The following is a 25,749-nucleotide window of genomic DNA, read 5'->3' as shown; positions in this document are numbered from 1 at the left end:
ATGAATTGCCTCACAGTTACTGATAATTCAAGGGAAAAAGTTAGCATAAAAAATTTTTTTAAAAAATTTTAAAATGGAAGGAGGAATTTTAAAAAACATGTAGAATATATATTAATATAAGATGTACGTATAAATTTAAAATATCATCTTAAATGTATATATAAGTAGTATCTATAGATAGTAAATGAATTTTAATATAAAGGAGCATTTATATGTTAGCTAAAATCGTTATCAATGCAGATAACAAAAAAGGCAAGATCAGTAAAAATATCTACGGCCATTTTGCAGAGCATTTAGGAAGATGTATTTATGGTGGTTTTTGGGTTGGAAAAGATTCAGAGATACCTAATATAGATGGGATTCGGAAAGACGTTGTTGAAGCATTAAAGAAGATTAAGATACCTGTATTGAGATGGCCTGGTGGATGTTTTGCAGATGAATATCACTGGAAAGATGGCATAGGACCTTATGAATCAAGACCCAAGATGATCAATGTACATTGGGGTGGTGTAATCGAAAACAATCACTTTGGTACGCATGAATTCTTTGAACTATGTGGTCTATTGAATGCAGAGCCATATATTTGTGGCAATGTTGGAAGTGGCACAGTTCAAGAGATGAGAGAATGGATAGAGTACATGACATTTGATGGAGAATCGCCAATGGCAAATTTGAGAGCCTCAAATGGTAGAAAAGAACCGTGGAAGCTTAAATACTTTGGCGTTGGCAATGAAAGCTGGGGCTGCGGTGGTAATATGCGCCCAGAATATTACGCTGATGTATATAGAAGATATTCCACATATGTCAGGAATTTTGGCAGCAATAAGATATTTAAGATTGCTTGTGGACCCAATACAGACGATTATAATTGGACAGAAGTTTTGATGAGAGAAGCTGGAAGACTGATGAATGGTCTTAGTTTGCATTACTATACAGTACCAGGTACATGGGAAAGAAAAGGATCAGCCACAGATTTTGATGAAGAAGAATGGTTTATCACGATGAAGAAAGCGTTATACATGGATGAATTAATAACAAAACATTCCACTATTATGGATAAATATGATTCTGAAAAAAGAGTTGCATTAGTTGTAGATGAATGGGGTACATGGTATGATGTAGAACCAGGTACAAACCCTGGGTTCTTGTATCAACAAAATACAATGAGAGATGCTTTGGTTGCAGGTATTCACTTTAACATATTTAATAAACATTGCGATAGAGTTAAGATGGCTAATATTGCGCAGACTATAAATGTTTTACAAGCAGTAATTCTTACTGATGGAGCCCAAATGGTACTTACACCGACATATCATGTATTTGACATGTACAAAGTTCATCATGATGCAGAATTATTAGATTTTAATATTGATACGCCTGAATATAATGTAAATTCGAAAGAAAGTATTCCTCAAGTAACAGCTACTGTTTCTTCTGATGATAGCGGAAGAATTCATATTTCTCTGTGCAATCTAAATCCTGAAGAATCGGTAACAGTGGAATGTGAATTTAGAGGAGCAAAAGTAAGCAAAGCAACAGGTACAATTTTAACTTCTGATGAAATGAATGCACATAATACTTTTGATAATCCTAATAAAGTTGTACCAAAAGAATTTGACGGTATTAAATTTGCTGAAAATAAGATAGTCGTGACAATGCCTAAGATGGCGATTGTAGGGGTAGAAGTTAGCAATGAGTAAAAATGATTTAAGTAATTTATTTTATAATTTGGTTTCATAAGGATTTTTCCATTATAGTTAAAGGACAAACTAAATATGTTTTAGGCATTGGAGTGGAAAAATCCTTTGAAATAAATTAATACCTCATATAATTATACAATCAATTAAACAAAAAATAAATGAAAGGAGAGTTTATCAGTGAAAAAAATGAAAAAAATTATTGCCTCAATTTTAGTTCTCGCAATGTTGTTTTCATTAAGCGCATGTGGCAATAGTAGTTCAAACAAGACAGCACAGAATAATAGCACTAATAGCAGCAATTCAACAACTCAAAATTCAAACTCAAATAATCAGAAAATTAAAATCGGTGTATCTATTTGGAGCTCAACAGACGTTCTTGGTAGTCAAGTTAAAAAAATGCTTGATTATGCGGCAAATGCACTTGGCGTAGAATTGATGTATGTAGATCAAGGGCATGTTTCTGAAAAGGTTACAGCCAGTGTTAAAACGTTAGCTGCTGCTGGATGCCAGGGAATAATAATTTGCAACTCTGCTGACTCAGAAATGGCATCAGCGATTCAAACTGCTGATCAATATCATGTGTATCTTGCACAGTTTTTCCGTATAATCAGCAAAGATAGAAGCCCACAAATATATGAACAAGCTCAGAAATCTAAATACTATGTTGGTGCAGTTCATGAAGATGAAGTTGTAAATGGATATAATCTTGTAAATATCTTGATAAACAAAGGCAAGAGGTTTATAGGTTTAATAGGGTGGAATCCAGGAGATGCTACATTCCTCCTAAGATGGGAAGGTTACAAAAAGGCTGTTGATCAATGGAATCAAAATCATCCAAATGATAAAGTTTTCATGACACAGCCTGTATACGCTGGTACAACCGCTGATGGTGGTGCGTCTGCAGCTACTTCATTGATGAACTCATATCCAAAGATGGATGCGTTGATCGTTGCTGGTGGTGGAGGAGATCCTTTAGTTGGTGCATTAAATGCTATTAAGAACGCTGGAAAGACTGGTAAAATAGGTGTTGTTTCTACAGACTTTTTGCCTGATTTAGGACAAGAGTTACAGAGCGGTGCAATGACTGCTGAATCAGGTGGTCACTTTGCGGATCCATTATACGCTTTCATGATGGTTTACAACGCAATAAAGGGCAAATATGTAAAACCTGAAAATAGTTTTTATGAGATAAAGTTCCCGTATATATATGTTTCATCTCCAGCCGAATACAACGATTATCAGAAATATTTTGTAGATAGTTTGCCTTACAATACAGAAGAAATAAAAGCAATGGCAAATGATTCATTCCAGCAATTAGCTGAACAAGCATTGAACTTGTCCATAGACGATGTTAAGAAGCGTCATGGCAGTCAATAAAGCTCATAAATATAAGCTTGGTTAAATTTTAAAAAGCCGTCAGTCATAGCGGCTGACGGCAAAATACAAATTAGGCGGGTGATAATGATGAGTAGTAGTACGGATTTTGTCAAAAGAAAAAGTATTGATGTATACTTTAAAAAATATTTTGGTATTTTATTGTTAATATTACTTACAGTAATCTTTTGGTTTATTTTTAAAGTGATTTCACCGCATAATTTTGGGACTCCGGGAAGACTTTTATCATATTTTCAGTCAAGTTTAATTTATGCGGTTGGTGGATGTGGCCTGTATTTTATCGTTGCCATGGGACTATGGGATTTTAGTATTGGTGCTAATCTTGTTTTATCATCAATATTAGCATGCTATTTTTCTCAACATTATGGATATTTAGGGTTAATTTTAGCACCTATTGTTAGTGGAACATTGATAGGATTATTAAATGGTATTGTCTATATAAATTTTCATATACCTTCAATGATTGTTACTGTTGGACTTTCACTAATATATGAAAGTTTGAGTGTTTTTGCAACACAAGGTCAAGAGCAAATTTTAGGCCCTAATTATCGTGCTTTTGGGACATACCCATATAATGTAATTTTAGCAATATGTGCTTTTGTATTTGTGAGTTTAGTTATTAAATATACGAAAATGGGAACTTATATGTATGCAATAGGTAGCAATGAATATTTAGCTAAAAATATGGGTGTTGATGTAAATAAATTTAAAGTATTATCATATATACTATGCGGTTTCTTAGTTGGTATTATGAGCATTTTAAATATCAGCTATGGGACATCTATGACTGCTGCATCTGGTATGTCATCAATGAGCATGAATTTTACACCTTTAATGGGAACTTTTTTTGGAATGTCATTTAGAAAATACGGAACGCCTGTAATAGCTATAATCATTGGTGAATTCATAATTTCACTAATTTTTAACGGATTTGTCGCTATTGGAGCTCCTACTACAATTCAAAACGTTGTTACAGGAATAGCTTTGTTGTTGATAGTTACGATTACTACAAAACCAGTTAGAGGTATTGTCGTCAAGTGAGGTGAAAGATATTGAAAGAAGAAATTTTAAGAGTGGAAAAACTAAACAAATATTTTGGCAGTAATCATGTGGTGAAAGATGCTACTTTATCATTTAAAAGAGGAGAGATACATGGTTTAATTGGAGAAAACGGTTCGGGAAAATCTACGTTAGTTTCTATGATATCAGGTATTTATGAGATAAGTAGCGGAAAAATTTTCTTGGAAGATAGGGAAATTAAGGTAAGATCGCTTGTTGAAGCAAATAGAAATGGCATCTCAATAATCGTTCAAGAGGCCGGTACGATATTAGGCTTAACTGTAGCAGAAAATATTTTTTTAGGTAATGAAGAAAAATTTATAAAACATGGTATTAAAAATATTGCTTCCATGAATAAAGAAGCACAAGAGTTATTGGAAAGATACGAATGTAGCAACATAAATGCGACAGATTTAATCGATAAATATAATTTTGAAGAGCGAAAACTTATCGAAATAATTAAAGCAATATATATTGGACCAAAAGTTTTTATTGTGGATGAAACAACTACTGCTTTAAGTCAAAGCGGCCGTGAACTGTTATATAAACAGATGACACGAATAAAAGAAGAAGGAAATACTGTTATTTTCATTACTCACGATTTAGATGAATTAATCAAATGGACAGATCGCATTACTGTAATGCGTGATGGTGTAGTAGTTGATACAGTAGATAGTGATTCGGTAACGGAAGATGATATAAAAAGGTTAATGGTGGGAAGAGAATTAAGTGGACATTATTATCGTACAGATTATGAAAAACCGATATTTAAAGAAACAGTTTTAAAATTAAGCAATGTAACTGTGCCAGGACAGTTTGATAATATCAGCTTTGAATTACACAAAGGAGAAATACTTGGAATTGGTGGACTTAGCGAATGTGGAATGCATGAGGTAGGTAAAGCAATTTTTGGAGCATCATTTAATAGATTAGGCGATGTTATTCTTAGAAATGAAGTTAAAATTAACTCTATTGAAGTTGCCATAAAAAACGGTATTGCATATGTTTCAAAGGATAGGGATAATGAATCGCTTATAGTTAATGATACAATTTCAGACAATATCTGCATTACATCGTTAGATGATTTAAAAGAGCACAACATAATATTTAATGGTAAACTTAGTAAATTTGCTAATAAATACGCAGAAGTACTAAGTGTAAAGATGGAAAATGTAAATCAGTTAGTATCTGACTTATCCGGCGGCAATAAGCAAAAGGTCGCTTTGGCAAGGTGGATTGCTAAAAATTCTGAAATATTTATATTAGACAGTCCGACCAGAGGTATTGATGTTAAAGTCAAAGCTGATATTTATGATCTGATGACTGAGATGAAAAACCAAGGAAAATCAATACTTTTGATTTCTGAAGAAATTTTAGAATTAATAGGCATGTGCGACAGAATTTTAATAATGAAGAACGGAAAAATCAATGGTGAATTTATGAGAGACATTAATCTGACAGAAGAAGATTTAATAATGAAAATGATTTAAGTGAGGGTGAAATGTATGACTGACTTGCAGAATAGTGTTGAGATAAATGGTGTAAAAAACAAGATACAAAGATATTTGGAAAAGCCAATTGCAAGAAGTATATTACCAGTAATAGGGCTGATAGTTGTACTGGCTATGTTTACTATGCTAACAGGTGGCAAAATTATAAGTCCATTAAATATAACATTATTACTTGATGAAGTATATGTGTTGATGATAGCTTCAATTGGAGTATTTTTTATCATGACAATGGGATGTTTAGATTTTTCACAAGGATCTATACTTGGAATTGCATCGATAGTATTTTCTTATCTATCTGGTTTTAATATTTTATTGGCAATTATAGGTGCAATTATTGCCGGAGCAATTATTGGAGCAATAAATGGTTTTTTTCACGTGAAGCGTAAAATACCTTCATTTATTGTCACAATATGTACAATGTTTTTGTTTCGTGGGCTTATTGCATATTTGACGACTAATTCACCTGTTTATGCCGTAAGTGATATTTTGAATTATAATACAGTAACAGTTAAATTAATATCAACAGTGGTAATTTTATTGATTGCTTTTTTGATTTTCCACTTTACTAAGTTGGGAATCTATCTAAAAGCAATAGGTGCTGGAGAAATTGGTTCAAGATTTGCTGGAGTAGATGTTGATAAGATCAAATGGCTAATGTATATAGTAGCTGGAATGATTACAGGATTTGCAGCATTCATAAATGTTATTGAGGTTGGGTCTGTAACAGCATCAGGTGGAAGCATGTTTGAAACAGAAATTTTAATAGCATTAGTTTTAGGTGGATTACCAATTACAGGAGGTGTGATGGCGCGTTTTTCAAACATCATTACAGGTGTGCTGACATACAAAGTATTATCTGCAGGATTAAATATGATAGGTCTTACAACTCAGACTCAACAATTAATAGAAGGTGTTATATTTTTGTTGGTTGTGGCGCTGTTTAGCGATAGAAAATCATTGCATATTATTAAATGATTTTAAAATGCGATTTTCTTGGAAATTAAGCTTTAATTAGCTTTTAAAGATTTAAGCAAAAATCTTATTTAAATCCAAAGGAGTGATTATTGTGTACAAAGATGAAAAGCCAAGAATAGGCTTTCTAGGCATTATGCAGGAGTTATACGATGATATGTTGCCAGGCATCACCGAAAGGCAAGAGATGTATGCACAACAGGTTATAAATAGATTAGGTGATATTGCGGATTTTTATTTCCCGGGCGCTGCAAAAAACAGAAATGATATAGAAAGGATAGTTAAAGAATTCAATGATAAAGATCTTGACGGAATAATGATCGTGATGCTGACATACGGGCCAGCTACGAATCTTGTGAATGCTTTAAGAAATAATAGGCTTCCAATTATGCTGGCAAATATACAGCCAGAAAGCACTGTGACAGACGATTGGGATATGGGGGACTTGACGTACAATCAAGGTGTTCATGGTGCACAGGATACTTCAAATATTATCCTGAGAATGGGCATAACTTGTCCTGTTATAACAGAGGATTGGCATTCTGATGCATTTAAAGATTTTGTGAATGATTGGGCTAAAACTGTAAAGACAGTAAAAGCTTTGAGGAATATGAAGATAGCACAATTTGGAAGGATGCATGGTATGTATGACATAATGGGCGATGATGCAGCTTTCACAAGAAAATTAGGGCCGCAAATAAATCAAGAGTACATTGGCCAAGTTTTTAGACACATGGAAGAAGCTACCGATGAAGAAATCGACAAAGTCATAGAGGAAAACAAGAAGAACTTTTATATAGATCCTAAATTAAGTGAGGAGAGCCACAGATATGCTGCAAGGCTTCAAATAGGATTTAAGAAATTGCTTGAGGAGAAAGGATACGCTGGCTTTAGTGCCCATTTTGATGTGTTTAAAGGTGATGGAAGGTTTAAGCAGATACACATGATGGCGGCATCAAACTTGATGGCAGAAGGATATGGCTATGCGGCAGAAGGTGATGTAGTTACGGCAAGCCTGGTGGCAGCGGGTCATGTTTTGATAGGCGATGCACATTTTACTGAGATGTATGCGATGGATTTTAAGAGAGATTCAATTTTGATGAGCCACATGGGAGAGGGCAATTGGAAGATAGCCAGGAAGGATAGACCTATAAAATTAGTCGATCGAGAGCTTGGGATAGGAAAGCTTGATAATCCACCGACAGTTGTGTTTATGGCTCAACCAGGCATTGCGACACTGGCATCATTAGTGTCTTTAGAAGGCGAAAAATATAGACTTGTTGTTTCAAAGGGAGAAATTTTAGATACAGAAGAAGCAAAGAATATTGAGATGCCTTATTTCCATTTTAAACCTGAAAATGGAGTTAGAGAATGCCTTAATGGTTGGCTTAAAAATGGTGGTACACATCATCAGTGCTTGACATTAGGTGATGCTACTAAAAGATGGAAGCTTTTATGCGAGTTATTAGATATTGAGTATGTTGAAGTGTAAAGGGGTTGATGACATGGCAAAATTTTCAATAGGTATTGATTATGGTACAGAATCTGCAAGGGCATTGCTTTTAAACCTTGATACAGCAGAGGAAGTAGCTTCTTCAACGATGAACTATCCACACGGTGTAATGGATGAGAGACTTCCAGACGGGACAGTGTTGCCGCAGGATTGGGCATTAGAGCATCCGGATGATTATATTGAAGTTCTAAAAAAGATAATTCCAGATGTGATAATAAAGTCTGGTATAAATAAAGATGATGTTGTTGGGATTGGCATAGATTTTACGGCATGTACGATGCTTCCCATAAAAAAATACGGTACGCCTTTGTGCGATTTACCAGAATATAAATCAAATCCCCATGCGTATGTCAAACTATGGAAGCATCATGCAGCACAGCCTGAGGCAAACATGTTAAATAAGATTGCATCTGAAAGAGGAGAGGATTTCTTAGCAAGATACGGTGGGAAGATTTCCTCCGAATGGCTGATACCGAAGATATGGCAGATTTTAAATGAGGCTCCAGATATCTATGAAGAAGCAGATAAATTCATAGAAGCGACTGATTGGGTGATATTGAAGCTTACTGGCAATGAAAGGAGAAATAGCTGTACTGCAGGTTATAAAGCGATTTGGCACAAAAGAAAAGGATACCCTTCAAAGGAATTTTTTAAGGCATTAGATGAAAGGCTTGAAGATGTAGTAGATGAAAAACTTTCAAGAGACATATATCCGTTAGGTACAAAAGCAGGTGAATTAACTGAGGAAATGGCTGAAATGATCGGCTTAAACCCTGGTGTTGCTGTTGCGGTAGGCAATGTCGATGCACATGTTTCTCTTCCTGCAGTAGGTGTAGCATCCCCAGGAAAGATGGTTATGATAATGGGCACGTCTATATGCCATGTAGTCTTAGGCGACAAAGAAGTCGAAGTTCCGGGTATGTGTGGAGTGGTTGAAGACGGCATTGTGCCGGGATTTTATGGATATGAAGCTGGACAGTCAGCGGTAGGGGATATATTTGCGTGGTTTGTAGATAATTGCGTTCCAGATGATTACAAAAAAGAAGCCCAAGAAAGAGGCATATCTGTACATCAGCTTTTGACAGAAAAAGCTTCAAAGTTAAAACCGGGGGAAAGCGGACTTCTTGCACTGGATTGGCTTAATGGAAATAGGTCTGTCTTGGTTGACGCGGATCTTACTGGTTTGATTTTAGGATTGACACTTAGGACGAAACCTGAAGAGATATACAGAGCTTTGATAGAGTCAACAGCATATGGTACACGTATGATAATAGATACATTCAATGAGTATGGCATAAAGATAGATGAGCTTTACGCCTGTGGCGGACTTCCTGAAAAAAATCCGATGCTTATGCAGATATACGCTGATGTGACAAACTTAGAGATAAAAGTTTCTAAGTCAAACCAGACGCCTGCATTAGGTGCAGCAATGTTTGGTGCAGTTGCGGCAGGAAAGGAAAATGGAGGATTTGACAGCATATTTGAAGCAGCTAAAGTAATACCAAAGTTAAAAGATGAGACATTCAAGCCTATATCCGAAAATGTCGAAATTTACGAGAAACTATTTCAGGAGTACAAACTGCTTCATGACTACTTTGGGAGAGGGGCAAATGATGTGATGAAGAGGCTTAAAAACATAAAAGAGGTGGTTTCAGATGTTAGAGAACCTAAAACAACGTGTATATAAAATGAACATGATGCTTCCTAAAAACAATTTAGTCACAATGACAAGCGGCAATGTCAGCGGTAGAGACCCTGAGACAAATCTTGTAGTCATAAAGCCCAGTGGAGTTTTATACGATGACATGACGCCAGATGATATGGTAGTTGTGGATTTAGATGGCAATGTGGTTGAAGGTAAGCTAAAACCATCTGTTGATACTGCTACACATCTTTACGTCTACAGACATAGAAGTGATGTGAATGGAATTGTCCATACACACTCACCCTATGCTACAAGTTTTGCTGCACTTGGCCGGTCAATTCCGGTTTATCTTACAGCTATTGCAGACGAATTTGGATGTGCAATTCCTGTAGGGCCCTATGCCAAGATTGGCGGAGAAGAGATAGGGAAGGCTATCGTAGATTATATAGGGGAAAGTCCTGCAATACTTATGAAAAATCACGGTGTTTTTACCATTGGCAATTCACCTGAAGCAGCCTTGAAAGCTGCTGTTATGGTAGAAGATACAGCTAAGACTGTGCATTTATCACTGCTTTTAGGCACACCTGATGTGATACCAGATGAAGAAGTTAAAAGAGCACATGAGAGATATATGACGAAATATGGTCAATGAAAAATATGATGTCAATTTAATGAAGGAGGATTTTGCATGATAAACATACCAGAAGTTAAAGTAGGAATTGTAGCTACCAGCAGGGATTGTTTCCCAATCACTTTAAGTGAGAAAAGAAGAGATGCGGTAGTAAAAGCGTGTATTGAAAAAGGCATATCTATAAGTGAAATCACCAAAACTGTAGAAAATGAAATAGATGCGATGAACGCACTGAAGGAAGCTTACGATTTAGGTGTAAATGCGCTTGTCGTATACCTTGGGAATTTTGGCCCTGAAGGTCCTGAGACGATGCTGGCCCAAAAGTTTGATGGTCCAGTGATGTTCGTAGCCGCAGCGGAGGAGACGAAGGACAATCTTTACGATGGGCGCGGTGATGCGTATTGTGGGATGCTTAATGCATCATACAATATAAATTTGAGAAATTTGAGGGTTTATATACCGGAATACCCTGTAGGATATGCAGATGAAATAGCAGACATGATATCCGATTTTAAAGATATTGCGAGAGTGGTACTTGGACTTAAGAAGCTAAAAATAATGAGCTTTGGGCCGAGACCGCAGGATTTCCTCGCTTGCAACGCTCCTATAAAGCCTTTGTATGACTTAGGGATAGAGATAATGGAGAACTCAGAACTGGATCTCTTTGAAGCTTACAACAATCATAAAGATGACAAAAGGATTCCAGATGTCATAAAAGATATGGAAAAGGAATTAGGTTCTGGCAATATGTTTGGTGGGATATTGCCGAAGCTTGCACAGTATGAACTTACATTAAAGGATTGGGTAGAAAAAAATATAGGTGCATCGGAGTACGTTGTGTTTGCAAATAAGTGCTGGCCAGCATTTCAGACACAGTTTGGATTTGTGCCATGCTTTGTGAATTCAAGGCTTGCAGCAAATGGCATACCTGTGGCTTGTGAGACAGACATCTATGGAGCACTTAGTGAGTACATCATAACATGCGCTACAGACTTACCAGCTACGCTTCTTGACATAAACAATACAGTGCCCAAAGATATGTACGAAAGCAATAAGGAAATCATAGGCGATTATAAAAATAGCGATCTTTTTATGGGATTTCATTGCGGCAATACCAGCAGTTGCATGATGAAAAATTTCTCTATGAAGTATCAGAGAATAATGCACAGATTGTTAGAACCTGATAAAGAGCCTGATATAACAAGAGGAACATTGGAAGGCACGATAAGGCCTGGCGATATAACTCTGTTTAGGTTGCAAAGCACTGCAGATACTAAGCTTAGAAGTTACGTGGCCGAAGGTGAAGTGCTGGATATAGATCCTATGTCTTTTGGAAGCATTGGAGTATTTGCAGTTAAAGAGATGGCTCGCTTCTACAGGCATGTATTGATAGAAAAGAATTTTCCGCATCATGTTGGAGTCGCATTTAAACATGCAGGTAAAGTCTTGTACGCTGCTATGAAGCTATTAGGCGTGGATGATGTTTCATTTAATCAACCAGCTTCAATGTTGTACAAAAGCGAGAATCCATTTAAATAAGATGTTTTAAAATTATCACCTGTTAAGATGATTTCAGGTGATAATTTTATTACCTTACTTAAAAAAATAAACTAATTGTGACGAATATTTAATAAATATTTTGTCAGATTTGAAATTTAGTTATATTCTAAGTAAGCGATATAATTATATATAGATGGATATGATGTGAGGGAGGATGTTCAATTTTGGAAGAAAATGTGCCAAAATATCAAATAGTAAAAGACTATATTACCAATTTAATAATAAAAAACAATATAAACATAGATGATCCGCTACCGACGGAAAGCGAACTGATGGAAATATTCGGTGTAAGCAGACATACTATTAGGAAAGCTCTTGATGACCTTGAAAATGAAGGGTGGCTTTACAGAAAGCAAGGTTTGGGGACTTTTTGCGCTGATAGAAATTCTGTGAAAAGCTATGATAATAAAAATATTGCAGTTATAACGACGTATATAAATGACTATATATTTCCCAGGATCATAAAAGGAATCGATCAAATATTAGCCAAAAACGGATACTCTATATTGCTTTTCAATACGAATAACCGCATTGAGACTGAAATGGACATATTGGAGAATGTCTTGACGAAGGACATTAGGGGATTGATCATCGAGCCTACAAAAAGCGCACTGCCCCATATAAATCTAAATTATTTTGATGAGTTAAAAAACAAAGGGATACCGTACATTTTTATAAATAGCTTTTATGAAGAATTAAATCCATCTTACATCATTCAAGATGATGAAGGTGGAGGATACATGGCAACAGACCATCTTATAAAGCTTGGACACAAAAACATAATAGGTATATTTAAAAGTGACGATAACCAGGGCCTTAATAGGTACAAAGGATATGTGAAAGCCTTAAGGGAACACAATATTAAGATCAAAGAGGACAACATAATCTTTTATACGACAGAGGAAATGAAGACAAAGCCAAGGGAAAAAATATACGAGATATACTCGAAGTGGGTCAATAAACCGACGGCTATTGTCAGTTACAACGACCAAATCGCCATGTGGATCTTAGATCCAATAAGAGAATTGGGCTACAGTGTGCCTGATGACATTTCAATAGTAAGCTTTGATGATTCTGATTATGCGGAGCTTTCCAATGTAAAGCTTACGTCCATCATACATCCTAAAGAAGAGATGGGAAGGCTTGCTGCTTCAACACTATTCGACCTTATAAAAAAAGGGAAAAAGGCTTTTGCAAATCCTGTTAATATTCGCATAAAGCCTGAAATAAGGATTAGGAATTCTACTAAGGAGATCGAATTGGAGGAAGTGCGATGAATGATGGCACAAAGATAAAGGAGATAGAAATCTGCAGTGGTGCCTTGTATGATGTTCCGAATATATTGAATAAAGCAGGTATAAATTCTAAAGTATTGCTCGTATGCGATAAAAATACTTACGAAGCGGCAGGATTGACTCTAAAAGATGTATTAAAAGATAAAAAGTACGATGTATTGTTGTGCAATCTGAATAGAAGTGGAAATTTAGTGCCTGATGAAAAAGCAGTAGGTGAAGTGCTGATACATCTTAAAGATGATATCGAGGCTATGATTGCTGTTGGAGCAGGCACAATAAACGATGTTGTGAAATTTGTAAGTAGCAAGATAAAAATACCTTATGGCATTGTTGCAACAGCCCCATCGATGGATGGTTATGCGTCATCTGTGTCGCCTCTTATCGTAAATGGCTTCAAAAGAACTTACGATGCTACGTATCCCATATTTATTGTGGGTGATACTAAAGTGCTTAAAGATGCACCATATGACATGATTGCATCAGGATTTGGAGATATAATCGGTAAATTCACTTCATTAGCGGATTGGTATATAGGTAGCATCATAACGGGAGAGGACTACTCTGAAGAAATCGCAGATGATGTAAAAAAGTCCCTTTATAAATGTGTGGATGTCAGCAAAAGCTTAAAAAGCAAAGATGAAAGTGCTGTAAGCAAGCTTATGGATGCACTAATTTTGTCAGGCATATCGATGCTTAAGTTTGGAAATTCCAGGCCTGCATCGGGTGCTGAACATCATCTGTCACACTTCATTGAGATGAAAGAACTTTCAAACGGAGAAATTCGTCACTCCCATGGTGCAAAGGTAGGCATCATGACGAAAATTGTTGTCAAACTTTACAATACTGTATTTTCTTTTGACAAAGATGATATTATTGAAATGATGAAGGAAAGAAAAAGTGAATCAAAGGAAGAGTTTGAATTCAGGGTAAATAAAAATTTTGGAAACTTATCATCTGAGATTTTTGACGATATAGGTTATTACTATTTGGATGAAGATGAGAGAAAGACGAGACAGGAAAGGATTTTGAACAACTGGGATAAGATGCGGAAGTGGGTATCAGAAAATGTGCCGACGGTGGAGTATGTTGATGAGCTTTTAAATGATGCCGGTGCACCAAATGATATCACCTATCTTGAGCTTAAATATGATGAACTTAAAGATGTTTTATTGAATGCAAAAGAGGTAAGAAAGAGGTACACCATATTAAGGCTTGCTGAAGATATAAATATTGACAAGATATTTGACATAGCGATAAAGAATTGAGGCCAAAAGCTCTCAATTCTTTATTAAATTCTGCTAATTATGCCGGAGCTTACAAGTACGATGAGCCAATCCATAAGGCTAAGCCTTGCATTTCCAAATATATTTGCAATAGGGTTTACGTATATGGTTGCCAATAGCGTTGCAATAGATATTGCCACAGATGGCATCAATAATTTATTTTGTGAAATCGGTGTAGGCATTTCTGCACGTCTTGCGTCAAATACATTGAACATCTGTGCCATGACTAAGTTTGAGTATGCCATAGTTTTGGCGATGGCTGGATTTCTAAATGCTTCACCGTATTTAAACGCAAATAGCGTCGTAAATCCTATTAAAGAGCCTCTTTTGAGTATGTAGTTGTATAGTTTGCTGTCAAGCAGTTGTGCATTTTCATTTTTTTTAAGTTTTAATGATGATGGTTCTACGCCTAATGCCAGTGCAGGTATTCCTTCAGTGACGAGATTTATGCTTAAAATCTGGCTTGATGTCAGTGGCATCTCCATGCCTGTCATGGATGCCATGGCTAAAGCTATTATTTCGCCAACATTTCCTGACAAAACGTATCTTAAAAATTTTTTTATGTTTTCGTTGATGCCGCGACCTTCCTTTATAGCCATGACAATTGTAGTGAAATTGTCATCAGCCAATGTTATATCAGAGGCATTTCTTGTAACATCTGTTCCGCCTTTACCCATTGCAATACCGATATTTGCTTCTTTTACCGCTGGTGCATCGTTAATGCCATCTCCTGTCATGGCAACGATGTACCCTTTTTTTCTCAAAGCTCTGACGATCTTTAGCTTGTGATGGGGAGAAGTTCTGTAAAATATGTTTACATCATCTATAAGGTTTATTAACTCATCGTCATCCATTTTATCAAGCTCCTGACCTGAAATTGCTTTTTTATCCTTTAAAAGTCCGATTCTCTTTCCTATTGACATAGCAGTGTTTTTTTGGTCTCCTGTTATCATGACGACGTTAATTCCACTCCTAAGGCATTCTTCAATAGTCTGACTGACCTCATCTTTTGGCGGATCTTCCATGCCTATAAGACCAGCAAATATAAAATCACTGTCAACGTTATTGTCTTCATCGTTTAAAATCTTGTAAGAAACAGCTAAGACTCTTAATGCTTTGTTAGACATTTCATCGTTTTGCTTGATGATCTTGTTTTTGTTTATTTTTCCTAATTTTATAGCTTTGCCTGACCTTAAAAAGTAGCTGCATTTATTTAAGATCACATCAGGAGCCCCTTTTGATATGGCCAATTTGTATGAAACAGTATCGACTACGACAGTCATGAATTTGTTTGATGAGTCAAAGGGTATCTCATCAATTTTTTCGTATTCCTCACTTTCAATGCCAGCTTTTGAAGCTGCAACGATTATAGCGCCTTCTGTTGGATCACCAGATACTGCCCAATCATTTCCTTTTTTTATTAATTTTGCATTGCAGCACATAGCACCGTATTGCAAGATTGAATATAGGTCTTCATCATCTTTTGGGTTTATCTTGACATTGTCACGATAAAAACTACCTAATGGCGAATACCCAATTCCTGAGACGGTCCATACTTTGTCAAGTGTTCGTATTTCTTTTACGGTCATCTCGTTTTTTGTAAGTGTACCAGTTTTATCGGTGCATATTACATTGGCTACTCCCAATGTTTCAACAGAATTAAGTTTTCTCACTATAGCATTTCTTTTTGCCATTCGCTGTACACCGTAAGCTAAAGCTATCGTCACGATAGTAGATAAGCCTTCCGGTATGGCTCCTATTGCAAGGCTTATGCCTATTCCAAGCATCTGTGAAAAAGATTTGCCTCTTATTATGCCGCTTAAAAAAATACTGAAGCTGATTGCTATGATTGCTATTGTTATGTTTTTTCCTAAAATTTCAAGGCTTTTATTAAGCGGCGATAAAGCATTTCTTTCTTCGTTTAGCATTTTTGCAATTGTGCCTATTTCTGTTGACATTCCGGTTGAGACTATGATAAGCTTTCCGTATCCTTTGGTGATGCTTGTTCCCATGTAAGCCATGTTTTTTCGTTCAGCTAATGGAATATCATCTTTTAGTATCACCAAATCGTGTTTTGATGATGGATGTGACTCACCTGTCAAACAGCTTTCATCAGTTTCAAGATTTTTACATTCTACTATGCGGGCATCTGCAGGGACAATGTCTCCTGGATTTACGATCACTATATCGCCAGGTACAAGTTCTGCTGAGCTTAACAATGATATTTTACCGCCTCTTAAAACGGATGATCGGGGTGATGTCAACTTGTGCAGCGATTCTAAAGATTTTTCTGCATTGTACTCTTGAAGTACTCCAAGGCTTGATTCTATTACGACAATCGATATTATCACGATAGAATCAGCTACATCTCCAATCAAAAAAGAAATACCACCTGCAAAAAGAAGTATCTTAAATAGATAATTGTTTACCTGATTTAGCATCATTCTAAAGAAGGATGGTTTATTTCCGCTTATCAGTTGGTTTAAACCGTATGTATTCAATCTTTTTTTAGCTTCAACTGTTGACAGTCCACTGTCAATGTCAGTGTTTAGGACTTTCTCTATTTGCTTTTTTGTCATGATGTGCCAAGGATATTGAGCTTGCTGTTTCACAGGAAAATTATCTTTTGTGTCCCTTATATTGAATTTTATCTTGTATATTTCTTTCTTGATATCTTCGGCTTTTAAACTGCTGTCAAAGGAAATGATTATGTTTCCTGTCATTGGGCTTGCTGTTACACTTAGTATTCCGCTTTTGAGGGATAGATTTTTTTCCAGCCTTTTCGCCAACAATTCATTTCTGTATAGGCCGTTTACGGAGAATCTCATTCGCTTTGTATGTGGTGCATATTTTCTTATGAGTTCCATCTTCATACCTCCAGAACGTCTTATAATAAAAATATTTTGTCCAAAATTTTTTATTTCACAGAAGGAAAAATTATGAATGATGAAAGCTTTCGATGACTTTTATTAATATTATTTGTAAATGCCGGTTAAAATAAATAAAAATAGACAGGAGGTTTTTAAGATGAGCAAAGAATTTTGGATTGGCGTAGGAGCATTGGGAATAGCACTTTTATTGGCGAAGCCGGCAAAGAAATTAGCGGTAGGGCTTGTAGGCACTGCCATGATTCTTGCTGATAAAGGCAAAGAATTGGCTATAAACGTGAAAGAAGAAGTAGAAGACATAATAGCCGAAGCCCAGTATCAACATACTCAATCAAAAATAAAGACACAGCCTGAAACAGCAGATAATCCCTCATAAGAGGGATTATGCATGTATTTGGAGGATTTGACATGATAAGAGAGATTTTTTCGCTGCCTGGATTAGCACGATTAAGCTTTGATGCACTTTACAAAGACAAAGTCATTGAGAAGAAGATTAATCATTATTTAAAAAGCTCTAAAGGGATCAAATATATAAGTGCCAACAGTGTTACTGGAAAAGTACTTGTCAAATACGAAGGTAAGAAAATAGAAGAAATAAAAAGAGAAATCATAAATGCGATTTTTAAAGATGATGTAGATGACAATGTAAAGCCGTATGAGCCAGAAGATCTGCCGCTTAAGACTCAATTTGTGATGGTAGTTATGCCATTGGCTGCTACGATTTACACCGCATTAAAGCGCATATTCGCTGGTAAATCGCCGTTAAGCGGTCATTATGGGTTATTAAGCATGTCATCAATTGTGTCGATTGTGGCTGGATATCCAATATTTAGAAGCGGCATAAATACACTGTTTAAAGAACACAAAATAAATGGCGATTTGATGATAACAATTGCCACTACCATAATGCTTTTTATAAGAGAAAGTATATTAGGGCTTGTGGTAATTTTTCTCGTCAATTTGAGTGTCCTTATTCACTCGTTAAACATACACTATAATAAAAAAGCACTTGAAAGCTTTCTTAAGTTAAAACCGGGGAAAGTATGGATGGCATTAGAAGGTAAAGAAATAGAAGTGCCTGTAGAGGAGCTTAATGAAGGCGATGTGATTTCGCTTAAAAAAGGTGATGTGGCGCCGTATGAATGCGAAATAGTTGAAGGCAGTGCAATTGTAGATGAAAAGTATATACGAGGAAAAGTAAAGTACGTCCAAAAGCAAAAAGGCGATAAAATAATAGAATCGTCTTTGATTGTTGATGGAGAAGTAAAGGCCAGAATAACTGACATTGAGGCAAATGAAAGCATAGAAGATCTGTACAAGATTGTGGAATTGGAATCAAAGGAGAAGTATATTACAAATACTGCTGATGTATATATTAACAAAATTATACCGCTATCTTTTATCATTACAGGTCTTGTGTCACTTTATACAAAGGATATATTGAAGGGAATATCATCAATGCTTGTTTTATGTCCATGTACTTTTGCACACGGTTCTACTGGTGTCTATGGTATGGCTGTCAAAAATGCGGCAAAAAGAGGTATTTTGATAAAAAGTTCTTCTGCAATCGAAAATATGTCAAAAGCTGACGTGCTGATTTTTGACAAGACGGGAACTCTTACGGAAGGTAGGCCTATTGTAAGCGAAATTTTGCCGTCATCAAATACTGACAAGAATCATATATTAAAGATAGCTGCGTCTGCAGAATACGGTGTCGTACATCCTGTAGCATTGTCTATAATTAAAAAAGCGGACGATATGGGAATAAAAGTAGAGGATTTTTCTCATGGCAAAGAAGTCAAAAGCATGGGTGCTTTTGCTTGTGTAGATGGGAAACAATTGTGTGTTGGCAATGAGAGATTTATGGAGATAAACAATATTGACTTACATGATGTAGATGATCTCAGCAATGTTTTAAAAAACCTAAATAGAGGTGTGATATACGTTGCTGTTGATGGGAATGCTATTGGAGTCATCGGAATGAAAGACGTGCTTAAAAAGAAAAGCAAAGCTGCAGTAGAACTTGCTCGATCGTTAGGCTTTAACGACGATAGCATTTATATTTTATCAGGCGATGATAAGGAGCCTACAGATAGAGTTGCTTATGAGTTAGGCATAGCAAATGCGTTTAGCAGTGTTTCGCCTGATGAGAAAAAGAATTTTGTAAAAAGGCAAAAAGACGATGGTAAAACTGTCGTAATGGTCGGCGATGGGCTAAATGATGTGAAGGCGATGAAAAGCGCCGATGTTGGAATTATCTTAGGAAGGCCCATAAGTAAAAAAATATTAAAAGTGCTTGATGTAGCGGTAATCGACGAAAATCCTTTAAAAATACCGTATTTGATAGAACTATCAAGGTATTCAAAAGAAGTAATAAATCAAAATCATGTTATAGCATCAATGATGAGCTATATAGAATACGTAATGACGCTTTTTGGCAAGGTGAGTCCATTTACGGCAGCAATGTTACACAGCATGAATCAGATGATCGTGCTGGCGAATTCGCTTAAAGTCTATAAATATTCATCAAGGAGGATTATTTCTGATGGAAGAAATGAAAAAGAGATTCGAAGAAGCTTCGAAAGTTTTAAGACAGACGGTTGACATATCTTTTGCGGAGTATGCAAAGGATAAATCAACTAAAAACGAAATTGTAAAATTATGGCAAAAAACAATTAACGATTTTTTACAGTATGCGGTAAAGATGAGCGAAAAACATCAGGCTAAAGAATTGTACAAATCGATTGCAAGGGCACTCATTTTTGGAAAATAGCGATTTAATAATATATTTTTTTCGGGATAAAATAATAGAAGAACCTATGAAGGGAGGAAACTTCAATGGGTATCGCTAAAACTTTAGGAAGTAGAAGCTTTTTCTGGGGAATTGGTGTTGCTGCATTAAGTTATATTTTATTTCCAAAAGCAAAAGAGAAAGTGAAGCCAGTTCTAATAAATGGCGTAAAAAGCACTTATGATATGGCTGATAAGGCATCTTCAGTAATCAATAAAGGCAAGGATAGAATAGCAAAAATGTTTAACGACAATGAGAGAAACGGCGTTGAAGGTGAAAACTTGTATCAAAGTGAAATAGACAGCTTAGAAGAAGAGAGAGAAAAGGCTATAAAAGAAGTAAATGAGCTTAAAAACAGGATAGAGATGTTAGAAAGTGAATTAAGCAGATTAAAAACTGCTGAATGATTAAAAAACCCAACTAAACGTTGGGCTTTTTTTAGTGTAAATTAACTTTATTAAAATATTGAAAAAAGTTGAAGAATGTAGTATCATGTTATTAAGATGACAATGAATATGAAAGGAATGTGTGAAATGGATGTTACTACCGCTTCACTAAAAATTGAAGAACTGCTTTTGTATGCTTTGAAGCATGGCATGATAGAAGGCACAGATTATATCCAATGTCGCAATTCATTGATGGATTTGTTTGAGATACAGGAGCCATACAATGGCATTGTAGATGATGTAGATTTAGATGATCCACACGATATTCTCGATTCTCTTTTAGATTATGCATACGAAAAAGGTTTTTTTAAGGAAAATACGATTACAAATAGAGATCTTTTTGATACGAGGATTATGGGTTTGTTGATGCCGAGACAGTCTGAAGTCATAAGAAAGTTTAATGACATGAAAAGATCATGGGGTATTGAAAAAGCCACAGACTATTTTTACAGCTTATCAAAGGATTCATATTATATACGGATGGATAGAATTGCAAAAAATAAATACTGGAGGACGGATACAGAGTACGGCAGTTTAGAGATTACAATCAACCTTTCAAAACCTGAAAAGGATCCAAAAGACATAGCGGCAGCTAAAGCATTAAAAGAGACAAACTATCCTAAATGCCTTTTGTGCCTGGAAAATGTAGGCTTTAGCGGTAATCTAAATCATCCAGCAAGACAAAACCACAGGGTAATACCAGTAAGTGTTGCAGGTGAGCAGTGGTATTTTCAGTATTCGCCTTATGTTTACTACAATGAGCATTGCATATTGTTTTACGAAAAGCATGTGCCGATGCAGATATCAGAAAAGACGTTTATAAGGTTATTGGATTTTATAGATCAGTTTCCACACTATTTTATAGGTTCTAATGCTGATTTACCGATAGTAGGTGGCTCCATCTTATCCCATGAGCACTTTCAAGGTGGGCGCCATGTATTTCCTATGGAGGAAGCAAAGGTAGAAGAGTGGTATAAAAGTGAAATGTTTAAAGATGTAGATGTGGGAATCTTGAAGTGGCCTCTATCAGTAATAAGGCTTTCAAGCAAAAACAGAGATGAATTGCTGAAGGCGTCATCCATGATTTTAAGAGAGTGGAGAAATTACAGCGATCCATCTGTTGATATAATAGCTTATAGCACAGTTGGTAGTGAGAAGGTACCACATAATACAATAACACCTATTGCGAGGAAAAATGGTGATGGCGCGTATGAGATGGATTTAGTCTTGAGGAACAACCGCACTACTGATGAGTACCCTTATGGTATTTTTCATCCACATGAGGAACTTCACCATGTAAAGAAGGAAAATATAGGGCTTATTGAAGTTATGGGGCTTGCTGTGCTTCCTGGAAGGCTAAAAAAAGAACTTGATGAGATAGAAATGATATTATCAGGTGACAGAAAATACGACAAAAAAGAGATTTCTGCAGATGATCCGCTTTTTAAGCATGTACCATGGATTGATGAACTTGTAAATAAATATGGTGTGAATCTTAAGAGGGAAGAGGCAGAAGTAATAGTAAAAGACGAGGTAGGTGAAATTTTCTTAAAAGTGCTGCTGGATGCAGGCGTATTTAAGCGTGATGAGAAGGGGAAAGCGGCATTTGATAAGTTTTTAGATAGCATACATTTTAAAAAAATTTAATAAAGGAGAGGAATTAAATGGCAACAAAAATTGTGGAAGAATTTAAAAGAATCTACGGCAGTAACGAAGGAGTAAGGCTATTCTATTCGCCAGGCAGGGTAAATTTAATAGGGGAGCACACAGATTACAATGGTGGATATGTATTCCCATGCGCTCTTGACTTTGGAACGTTTATGGCCATAAGAATGAGGGATGATGGAAAGGTACGCCTTTCTTCACTAAACTTCGATCTTAAAGTCGAAGTGGACATAAACGAATTAATCTATGATAAAAAAGATGATTGGGCAAATTATCCAAAAGGTGTATTAAAAGTTTTGCAAGATGAAGGTTATAAGCTAAGAGGGTTTGAAGCGCTATACGAAGGGAACATACCAAATGGAGCAGGGCTTTCTTCTTCTGCATCCATAGAACTTGTGACTGGTGTGGCTATGAATGAAATTTTAAATTTGGGAATTGATAGAGTTGAATTAGTTAAAATGTGTCAAAAAGCTGAAAATAATTTTGTCGGCGTCAATTGCGGTATAATGGATCAATTTGCTGTAGGAATGGGCAAAGCTGACTATGCTATATTTTTAAAATGTGATACAATTGATTATAAATATGTTCCACTTAAATTAGATGGCTATAGGATAGTTATATCGAATACAAACAAGCGAAGGGGGCTTCAAGATTCTAAGTACAATGAGAGAAGGAGTCAGTGTGAGGCTGCATTAAGCTACCTTAAGAAAGAATTGGATGTAGACAATCTTGGGCAGGTTACACTGGAAGAATTCGATAAGTACAAATACTTGATACCGGATGATGTGTTAGTAAAGAGGGCAAGACACGTTGTGACAGAAGATGAGAGAGTTTTAGATGCTGTTGAAGCGTTAAAAAATAATGACATTAAAAGGTTTGGTCAACTGATGGTACAATCTCACAATTCGTTAAGGGATGACTATGAAGTTACCGGCAAGGAATTGGATGCTTTAGTCGATGAAGCGCTTAAATTAGATTACGTTTTAGGCTCAAGAATGACAGGCGCAGGATTTGGTGGATGTACCGTCAGCATCGTCAAAGAAGAATTTGTAGAAGACTTCATTAGAGAAGTGACGAAAGGATACAAAGAAAGAATAGGTTATGAGCCATCAATGTATGTGACGGGTGTAGGAGACGGAGCAAAAGAAATAAAATAGAAAGGGGTATATATTGTATGTCTATTTTAGTGTGCGGTGGCGCTGGATATATTGGCAGTCATACTGCCTATGAGCTTTTTAAAAGAGGAGAAGATGTAATAGTAGTTGACAATCTCATAACAGGCCATGAAAAAGCGGTAATTGGAGGTAAGCTTTACGTTGGCGATCTTAGAGATAGAGAATTTTTGGACAAAGTTTTTGAAGAAAATGATATAGAAGCTGTCATAGATTTTGCGGCATTTTCTCTGGTGGGAGAAAGCGTCGGTAAACCTCTGGACTATTATGAAAACAATGTGTATGGGACGATGTGCTTATTAAAAAAAATGGTTAAATACGGCGTTAGGAAGATAGTTTTTTCATCAACTGCTGCCACATATGGAGAGCCTGAAAGAATACCGATAAAAGAAGATGACAAGACATTTCCTACGAATCCTTATGGCGAAACTAAATTGGCTGTGGAAAAGATGCTAAAGTGGTGTGACAATGCTTATGGGATAAAGCATGTTGTGCTTAGGTATTTTAATGTGGCTGGCGCCGATGAAAGTGGAGTCATAGGAGAAGATCATAATCCTGAAACACATCTTATACCGCTAATATTGCAAGTGCCATTAGGAAAAAGAGAGTTCATAGAAATCTACGGTGATGACTACGACACAAAAGATGGTACTTGTGTAAGAGATTATATACACGTTACAGACCTTGCTGATGCCCACATCTTGGCATTAGATAAGCTAAGAAGGGATAGCAGTAGTGCAATATACAACCTGGGAAATGGAGAAGGGTTTACAGTCAAGGAAGTGGTTGAAACAGCAAGAAAGGTGACCGGACATCCTATACCAGCGAAAATTGCCGCAAGGCGACTGGGAGATCCTGCAAAATTGGTAGCATCATCGGAAAAGATTATAAATGAGTTAGTCTGGAATCCTAAGCACAATTCACTTGAGGAGATTATAGAGTCTGCGTGGAAATGGCATAAATCAAATCCTTATGGATTTGGCGATAAATAGAGGTGGTAATTTTGGCAGATTTGATTCCAGTAAGTTACAAATTATTAAAGGGCATGAATGAAAGTCTCATATTGAATGTGATACGTCACAACAAATACGTATCAAGGTCTGAAATAGCAAAGATAACGAATTTGACGCCACCTACAGTTACGAATATCATAAACAAGCTTTTAGAGGACGGACTTGTGAAAGAAGACAAATTAGGAGAATCCAGCGGTGGAAGGCCGCCTGTCATATTGAAGATAAACAATGAAGCTTTTGATATAATCGTTATAATAATCGGGACAGATATAATGGAAGAGTACCTGTTGGATGCTGAACTTACCATAAAAGAATCAAAAGTTGACAACATAAAAAAGGAAGATTCGGAAAGCATATTCAAGCTTTTATTCGATAGAATAAGGCATTTAAAAGATATTTCAAAGAAAGAGATAGCTGGGATCGGCATAGTAGTTAGAGGTCCTGTAAAGTCAAGCGAAGGTATATCCGTATTTTCTCCTAATATAGGGTGGAGAAATGTGCCTATAAAGGACATGATAGAAAAAGAATTTGGGATTCCTACGTTTGTTGAAAATGACGTCAGAGCCATGGCTTTAGGGGAATTCTACAACGGAATTGCTAAAAATGTCGGCAATGTTGTGTTTTTAAAAGTAGGACATGGAATAGGTTCAACAATAATATTGGATGGCAAAATATACAGAGGAATTAACGACATGGCTGGTGAGATAGGACATACTACAATCGACGTTGCCGGTCCTAAATGCAGTTGCGGCAATTACGGATGTTTTGAAGCTTTGGCATCTGAGAAAGCATTGGTAAACAATGTGGTAAAAAGAATAAAAGAGGGATCTTATTCTCTTGTGTCTGAATACGTCAACGGAGACTTGGAAAATATAACAACCAGATTTGTGTACAAAGCCGCGGAAGAAGGGGATGAAGTTGCTTTATCTGAGTTAAACAAAATCGCTATTTACTTAGGCATAGGCATTGCGAATATAGTCAATGTCTTTAGCCCAGAGTTGGTGCTCATATCAGGTGGAATAGTGAGAGGTCGAAAGTTTATAGAAGACGTTGTATTGGAGACTATTAAAAAGAGATCTTTTGAAGCAAATTATTCATCCTGCAGCATTGCCTTTTCAAATCCAGATTATAATACAGCCTTGATGGGTATATCAAATATAATATTAGATAGTATTTTGTAATGCTATCTAATATTTTTTTGTCATTGAAA

The 25,749-nt window shown here is 36.1% G+C and carries 20 protein-coding genes; 19 read left to right on the top strand and 1 reads right to left on the bottom strand.

Going from position 1 to position 25,749, the window contains the following annotated elements:
• Window positions 1-212 precede the first annotated feature (212 nt).
• From BVF91_RS04400 to BVF91_RS04350, 11 genes are all read left to right on the top strand, one after another.
• Window positions 213-1,700 (top strand): alpha-N-arabinofuranosidase, encoded by a 1,488-nt coding sequence (locus BVF91_RS04400; RefSeq protein WP_085112270.1) that lies wholly within the window; start codon window positions 213-215, stop codon window positions 1,698-1,700.
• Between the two features lie 186 nt (window positions 1,701-1,886).
• On the top strand, window positions 1,887-3,077 hold the full coding sequence (locus tag BVF91_RS04395; protein ID WP_085112376.1) for a sugar ABC transporter substrate-binding protein: 1,191 nt from the start codon (window positions 1,887-1,889) through the stop codon (window positions 3,075-3,077).
• An 87-nt stretch (window positions 3,078-3,164) separates the two neighbouring features.
• Complete coding sequence (locus BVF91_RS04390) at window positions 3,165-4,136, top strand: ABC transporter permease (RefSeq protein WP_085112375.1); 972 nt, start codon at window positions 3,165-3,167, stop codon at window positions 4,134-4,136.
• 32 nt (window positions 4,137-4,168) lie between these two features.
• The gene (locus tag BVF91_RS04385) at window positions 4,169-5,644 is read left to right on the top strand and encodes a sugar ABC transporter ATP-binding protein (RefSeq protein ID WP_240495808.1); all 1,476 of its coding nucleotides are present in this window, start codon (window positions 4,169-4,171) and stop codon (window positions 5,642-5,644) included.
• A 15-nt stretch (window positions 5,645-5,659) separates the two neighbouring features.
• Window positions 5,660-6,640 carry an ABC transporter permease gene (locus BVF91_RS04380; protein ID WP_085112268.1) on the top strand — a complete coding sequence of 327 codons (981 nt, stop codon included), beginning with the start codon at window positions 5,660-5,662 and terminating at the stop codon, window positions 6,638-6,640.
• 91 nt (window positions 6,641-6,731) lie between these two features.
• The gene (locus BVF91_RS04375) at window positions 6,732-8,129 is read left to right on the top strand and encodes an L-fucose/L-arabinose isomerase family protein (RefSeq protein ID WP_085112267.1); all 1,398 of its coding nucleotides are present in this window, start codon (window positions 6,732-6,734) and stop codon (window positions 8,127-8,129) included.
• 13 nt (window positions 8,130-8,142) lie between these two features.
• Entirely contained in the window at window positions 8,143-9,837 is a 1,695-nt protein-coding gene (locus tag BVF91_RS04370; RefSeq protein WP_085112266.1) for a ribulokinase, read from the top strand.
• Window positions 9,806-10,447 (top strand): L-ribulose-5-phosphate 4-epimerase, encoded by a 642-nt coding sequence (locus tag BVF91_RS04365; RefSeq protein ID WP_085112265.1) that lies wholly within the window; start codon window positions 9,806-9,808, stop codon window positions 10,445-10,447. The genes BVF91_RS04370 and BVF91_RS04365 overlap by 32 nt, the downstream gene beginning before the upstream one ends.
• A gap of 36 nt (window positions 10,448-10,483) precedes the next feature.
• On the top strand, window positions 10,484-11,965 hold the full coding sequence (locus BVF91_RS04360) for an L-fucose/L-arabinose isomerase family protein (protein ID WP_085112264.1): 1,482 nt from the start codon (window positions 10,484-10,486) through the stop codon (window positions 11,963-11,965).
• A gap of 185 nt (window positions 11,966-12,150) precedes the next feature.
• Window positions 12,151-13,263, top strand: coding sequence for a GntR family transcriptional regulator (locus tag BVF91_RS04355; RefSeq protein WP_013787360.1), 1,113 nt, complete (start codon window positions 12,151-12,153; stop codon window positions 13,261-13,263).
• Entirely contained in the window at window positions 13,260-14,546 is a 1,287-nt protein-coding gene (locus BVF91_RS04350; RefSeq protein WP_085112263.1) for a sn-glycerol-1-phosphate dehydrogenase, read from the top strand. Before BVF91_RS04355 ends, BVF91_RS04350 begins: the two co-directional genes overlap by 4 nt.
• A gap of 23 nt (window positions 14,547-14,569) precedes the next feature.
• On the opposite strand, the gene BVF91_RS04345 is transcribed toward BVF91_RS04350, so the two are convergent.
• Complete coding sequence (locus BVF91_RS04345; RefSeq protein WP_168170182.1) at window positions 14,570-17,431, bottom strand: cation-translocating P-type ATPase; 2,862 nt, start codon at window positions 17,429-17,431, stop codon at window positions 14,570-14,572.
• A 160-nt stretch (window positions 17,432-17,591) separates the two neighbouring features.
• On the opposite strand from BVF91_RS04345, the gene BVF91_RS04340 reads away from it, so the two are divergent.
• The 8 genes from BVF91_RS04340 to BVF91_RS04305 all read left to right on the top strand — a co-directional run bounded on the left by BVF91_RS04340 (window position 17,592) and on the right by BVF91_RS04305 (window position 25,720).
• The gene (locus BVF91_RS04340) at window positions 17,592-17,828 is read left to right on the top strand and encodes a hypothetical protein (RefSeq protein ID WP_013787363.1); all 237 of its coding nucleotides are present in this window, start codon (window positions 17,592-17,594) and stop codon (window positions 17,826-17,828) included.
• A 32-nt stretch (window positions 17,829-17,860) separates the two neighbouring features.
• Entirely contained in the window at window positions 17,861-20,056 is a 2,196-nt protein-coding gene (locus BVF91_RS04335) for a heavy metal translocating P-type ATPase (RefSeq protein WP_168170181.1), read from the top strand.
• On the top strand, window positions 19,998-20,225 hold the full coding sequence (locus tag BVF91_RS04330) for a hypothetical protein (protein WP_085112260.1): 228 nt from the start codon (window positions 19,998-20,000) through the stop codon (window positions 20,223-20,225). The genes BVF91_RS04335 and BVF91_RS04330 overlap by 59 nt, the downstream gene beginning before the upstream one ends.
• A gap of 65 nt (window positions 20,226-20,290) precedes the next feature.
• Window positions 20,291-20,650, top strand: coding sequence for a hypothetical protein (locus BVF91_RS04325; protein ID WP_085112259.1), 360 nt, complete (start codon window positions 20,291-20,293; stop codon window positions 20,648-20,650).
• Window positions 20,651-20,776: 126 nt separating this feature from the next.
• Window positions 20,777-22,336 carry a UDP-glucose--hexose-1-phosphate uridylyltransferase gene (gene galT, locus BVF91_RS04320; RefSeq protein ID WP_085112374.1) on the top strand — a complete coding sequence of 520 codons (1,560 nt, stop codon included), beginning with the start codon at window positions 20,777-20,779 and terminating at the stop codon, window positions 22,334-22,336.
• 17 nt (window positions 22,337-22,353) lie between these two features.
• Entirely contained in the window at window positions 22,354-23,511 is a 1,158-nt protein-coding gene (locus BVF91_RS04315; protein ID WP_085112258.1) for a galactokinase, read from the top strand.
• 17 nt (window positions 23,512-23,528) lie between these two features.
• The gene (galE, locus tag BVF91_RS04310) at window positions 23,529-24,518 is read left to right on the top strand and encodes a UDP-glucose 4-epimerase GalE (RefSeq protein WP_085112257.1); all 990 of its coding nucleotides are present in this window, start codon (window positions 23,529-23,531) and stop codon (window positions 24,516-24,518) included.
• An 11-nt stretch (window positions 24,519-24,529) separates the two neighbouring features.
• Window positions 24,530-25,720, top strand: a complete 1,191-nt coding sequence (locus tag BVF91_RS04305; protein WP_085112256.1) for an ROK family transcriptional regulator — start codon at window positions 24,530-24,532, stop codon at window positions 25,718-25,720.
• Window positions 25,721-25,749 lie beyond the last annotated feature (29 nt).

Source organism: Thermoanaerobacterium sp. PSU-2, from assembly GCF_002102475.1.
In the GTDB taxonomy this organism is placed as follows: Bacteria; Bacillota; Thermoanaerobacteria; order Thermoanaerobacterales; family Thermoanaerobacteraceae; genus Thermoanaerobacterium.
The sequence above is the reverse complement of the archived record's forward strand: the minus strand, read 5'-3'. Positions and strand labels throughout refer to the sequence as shown.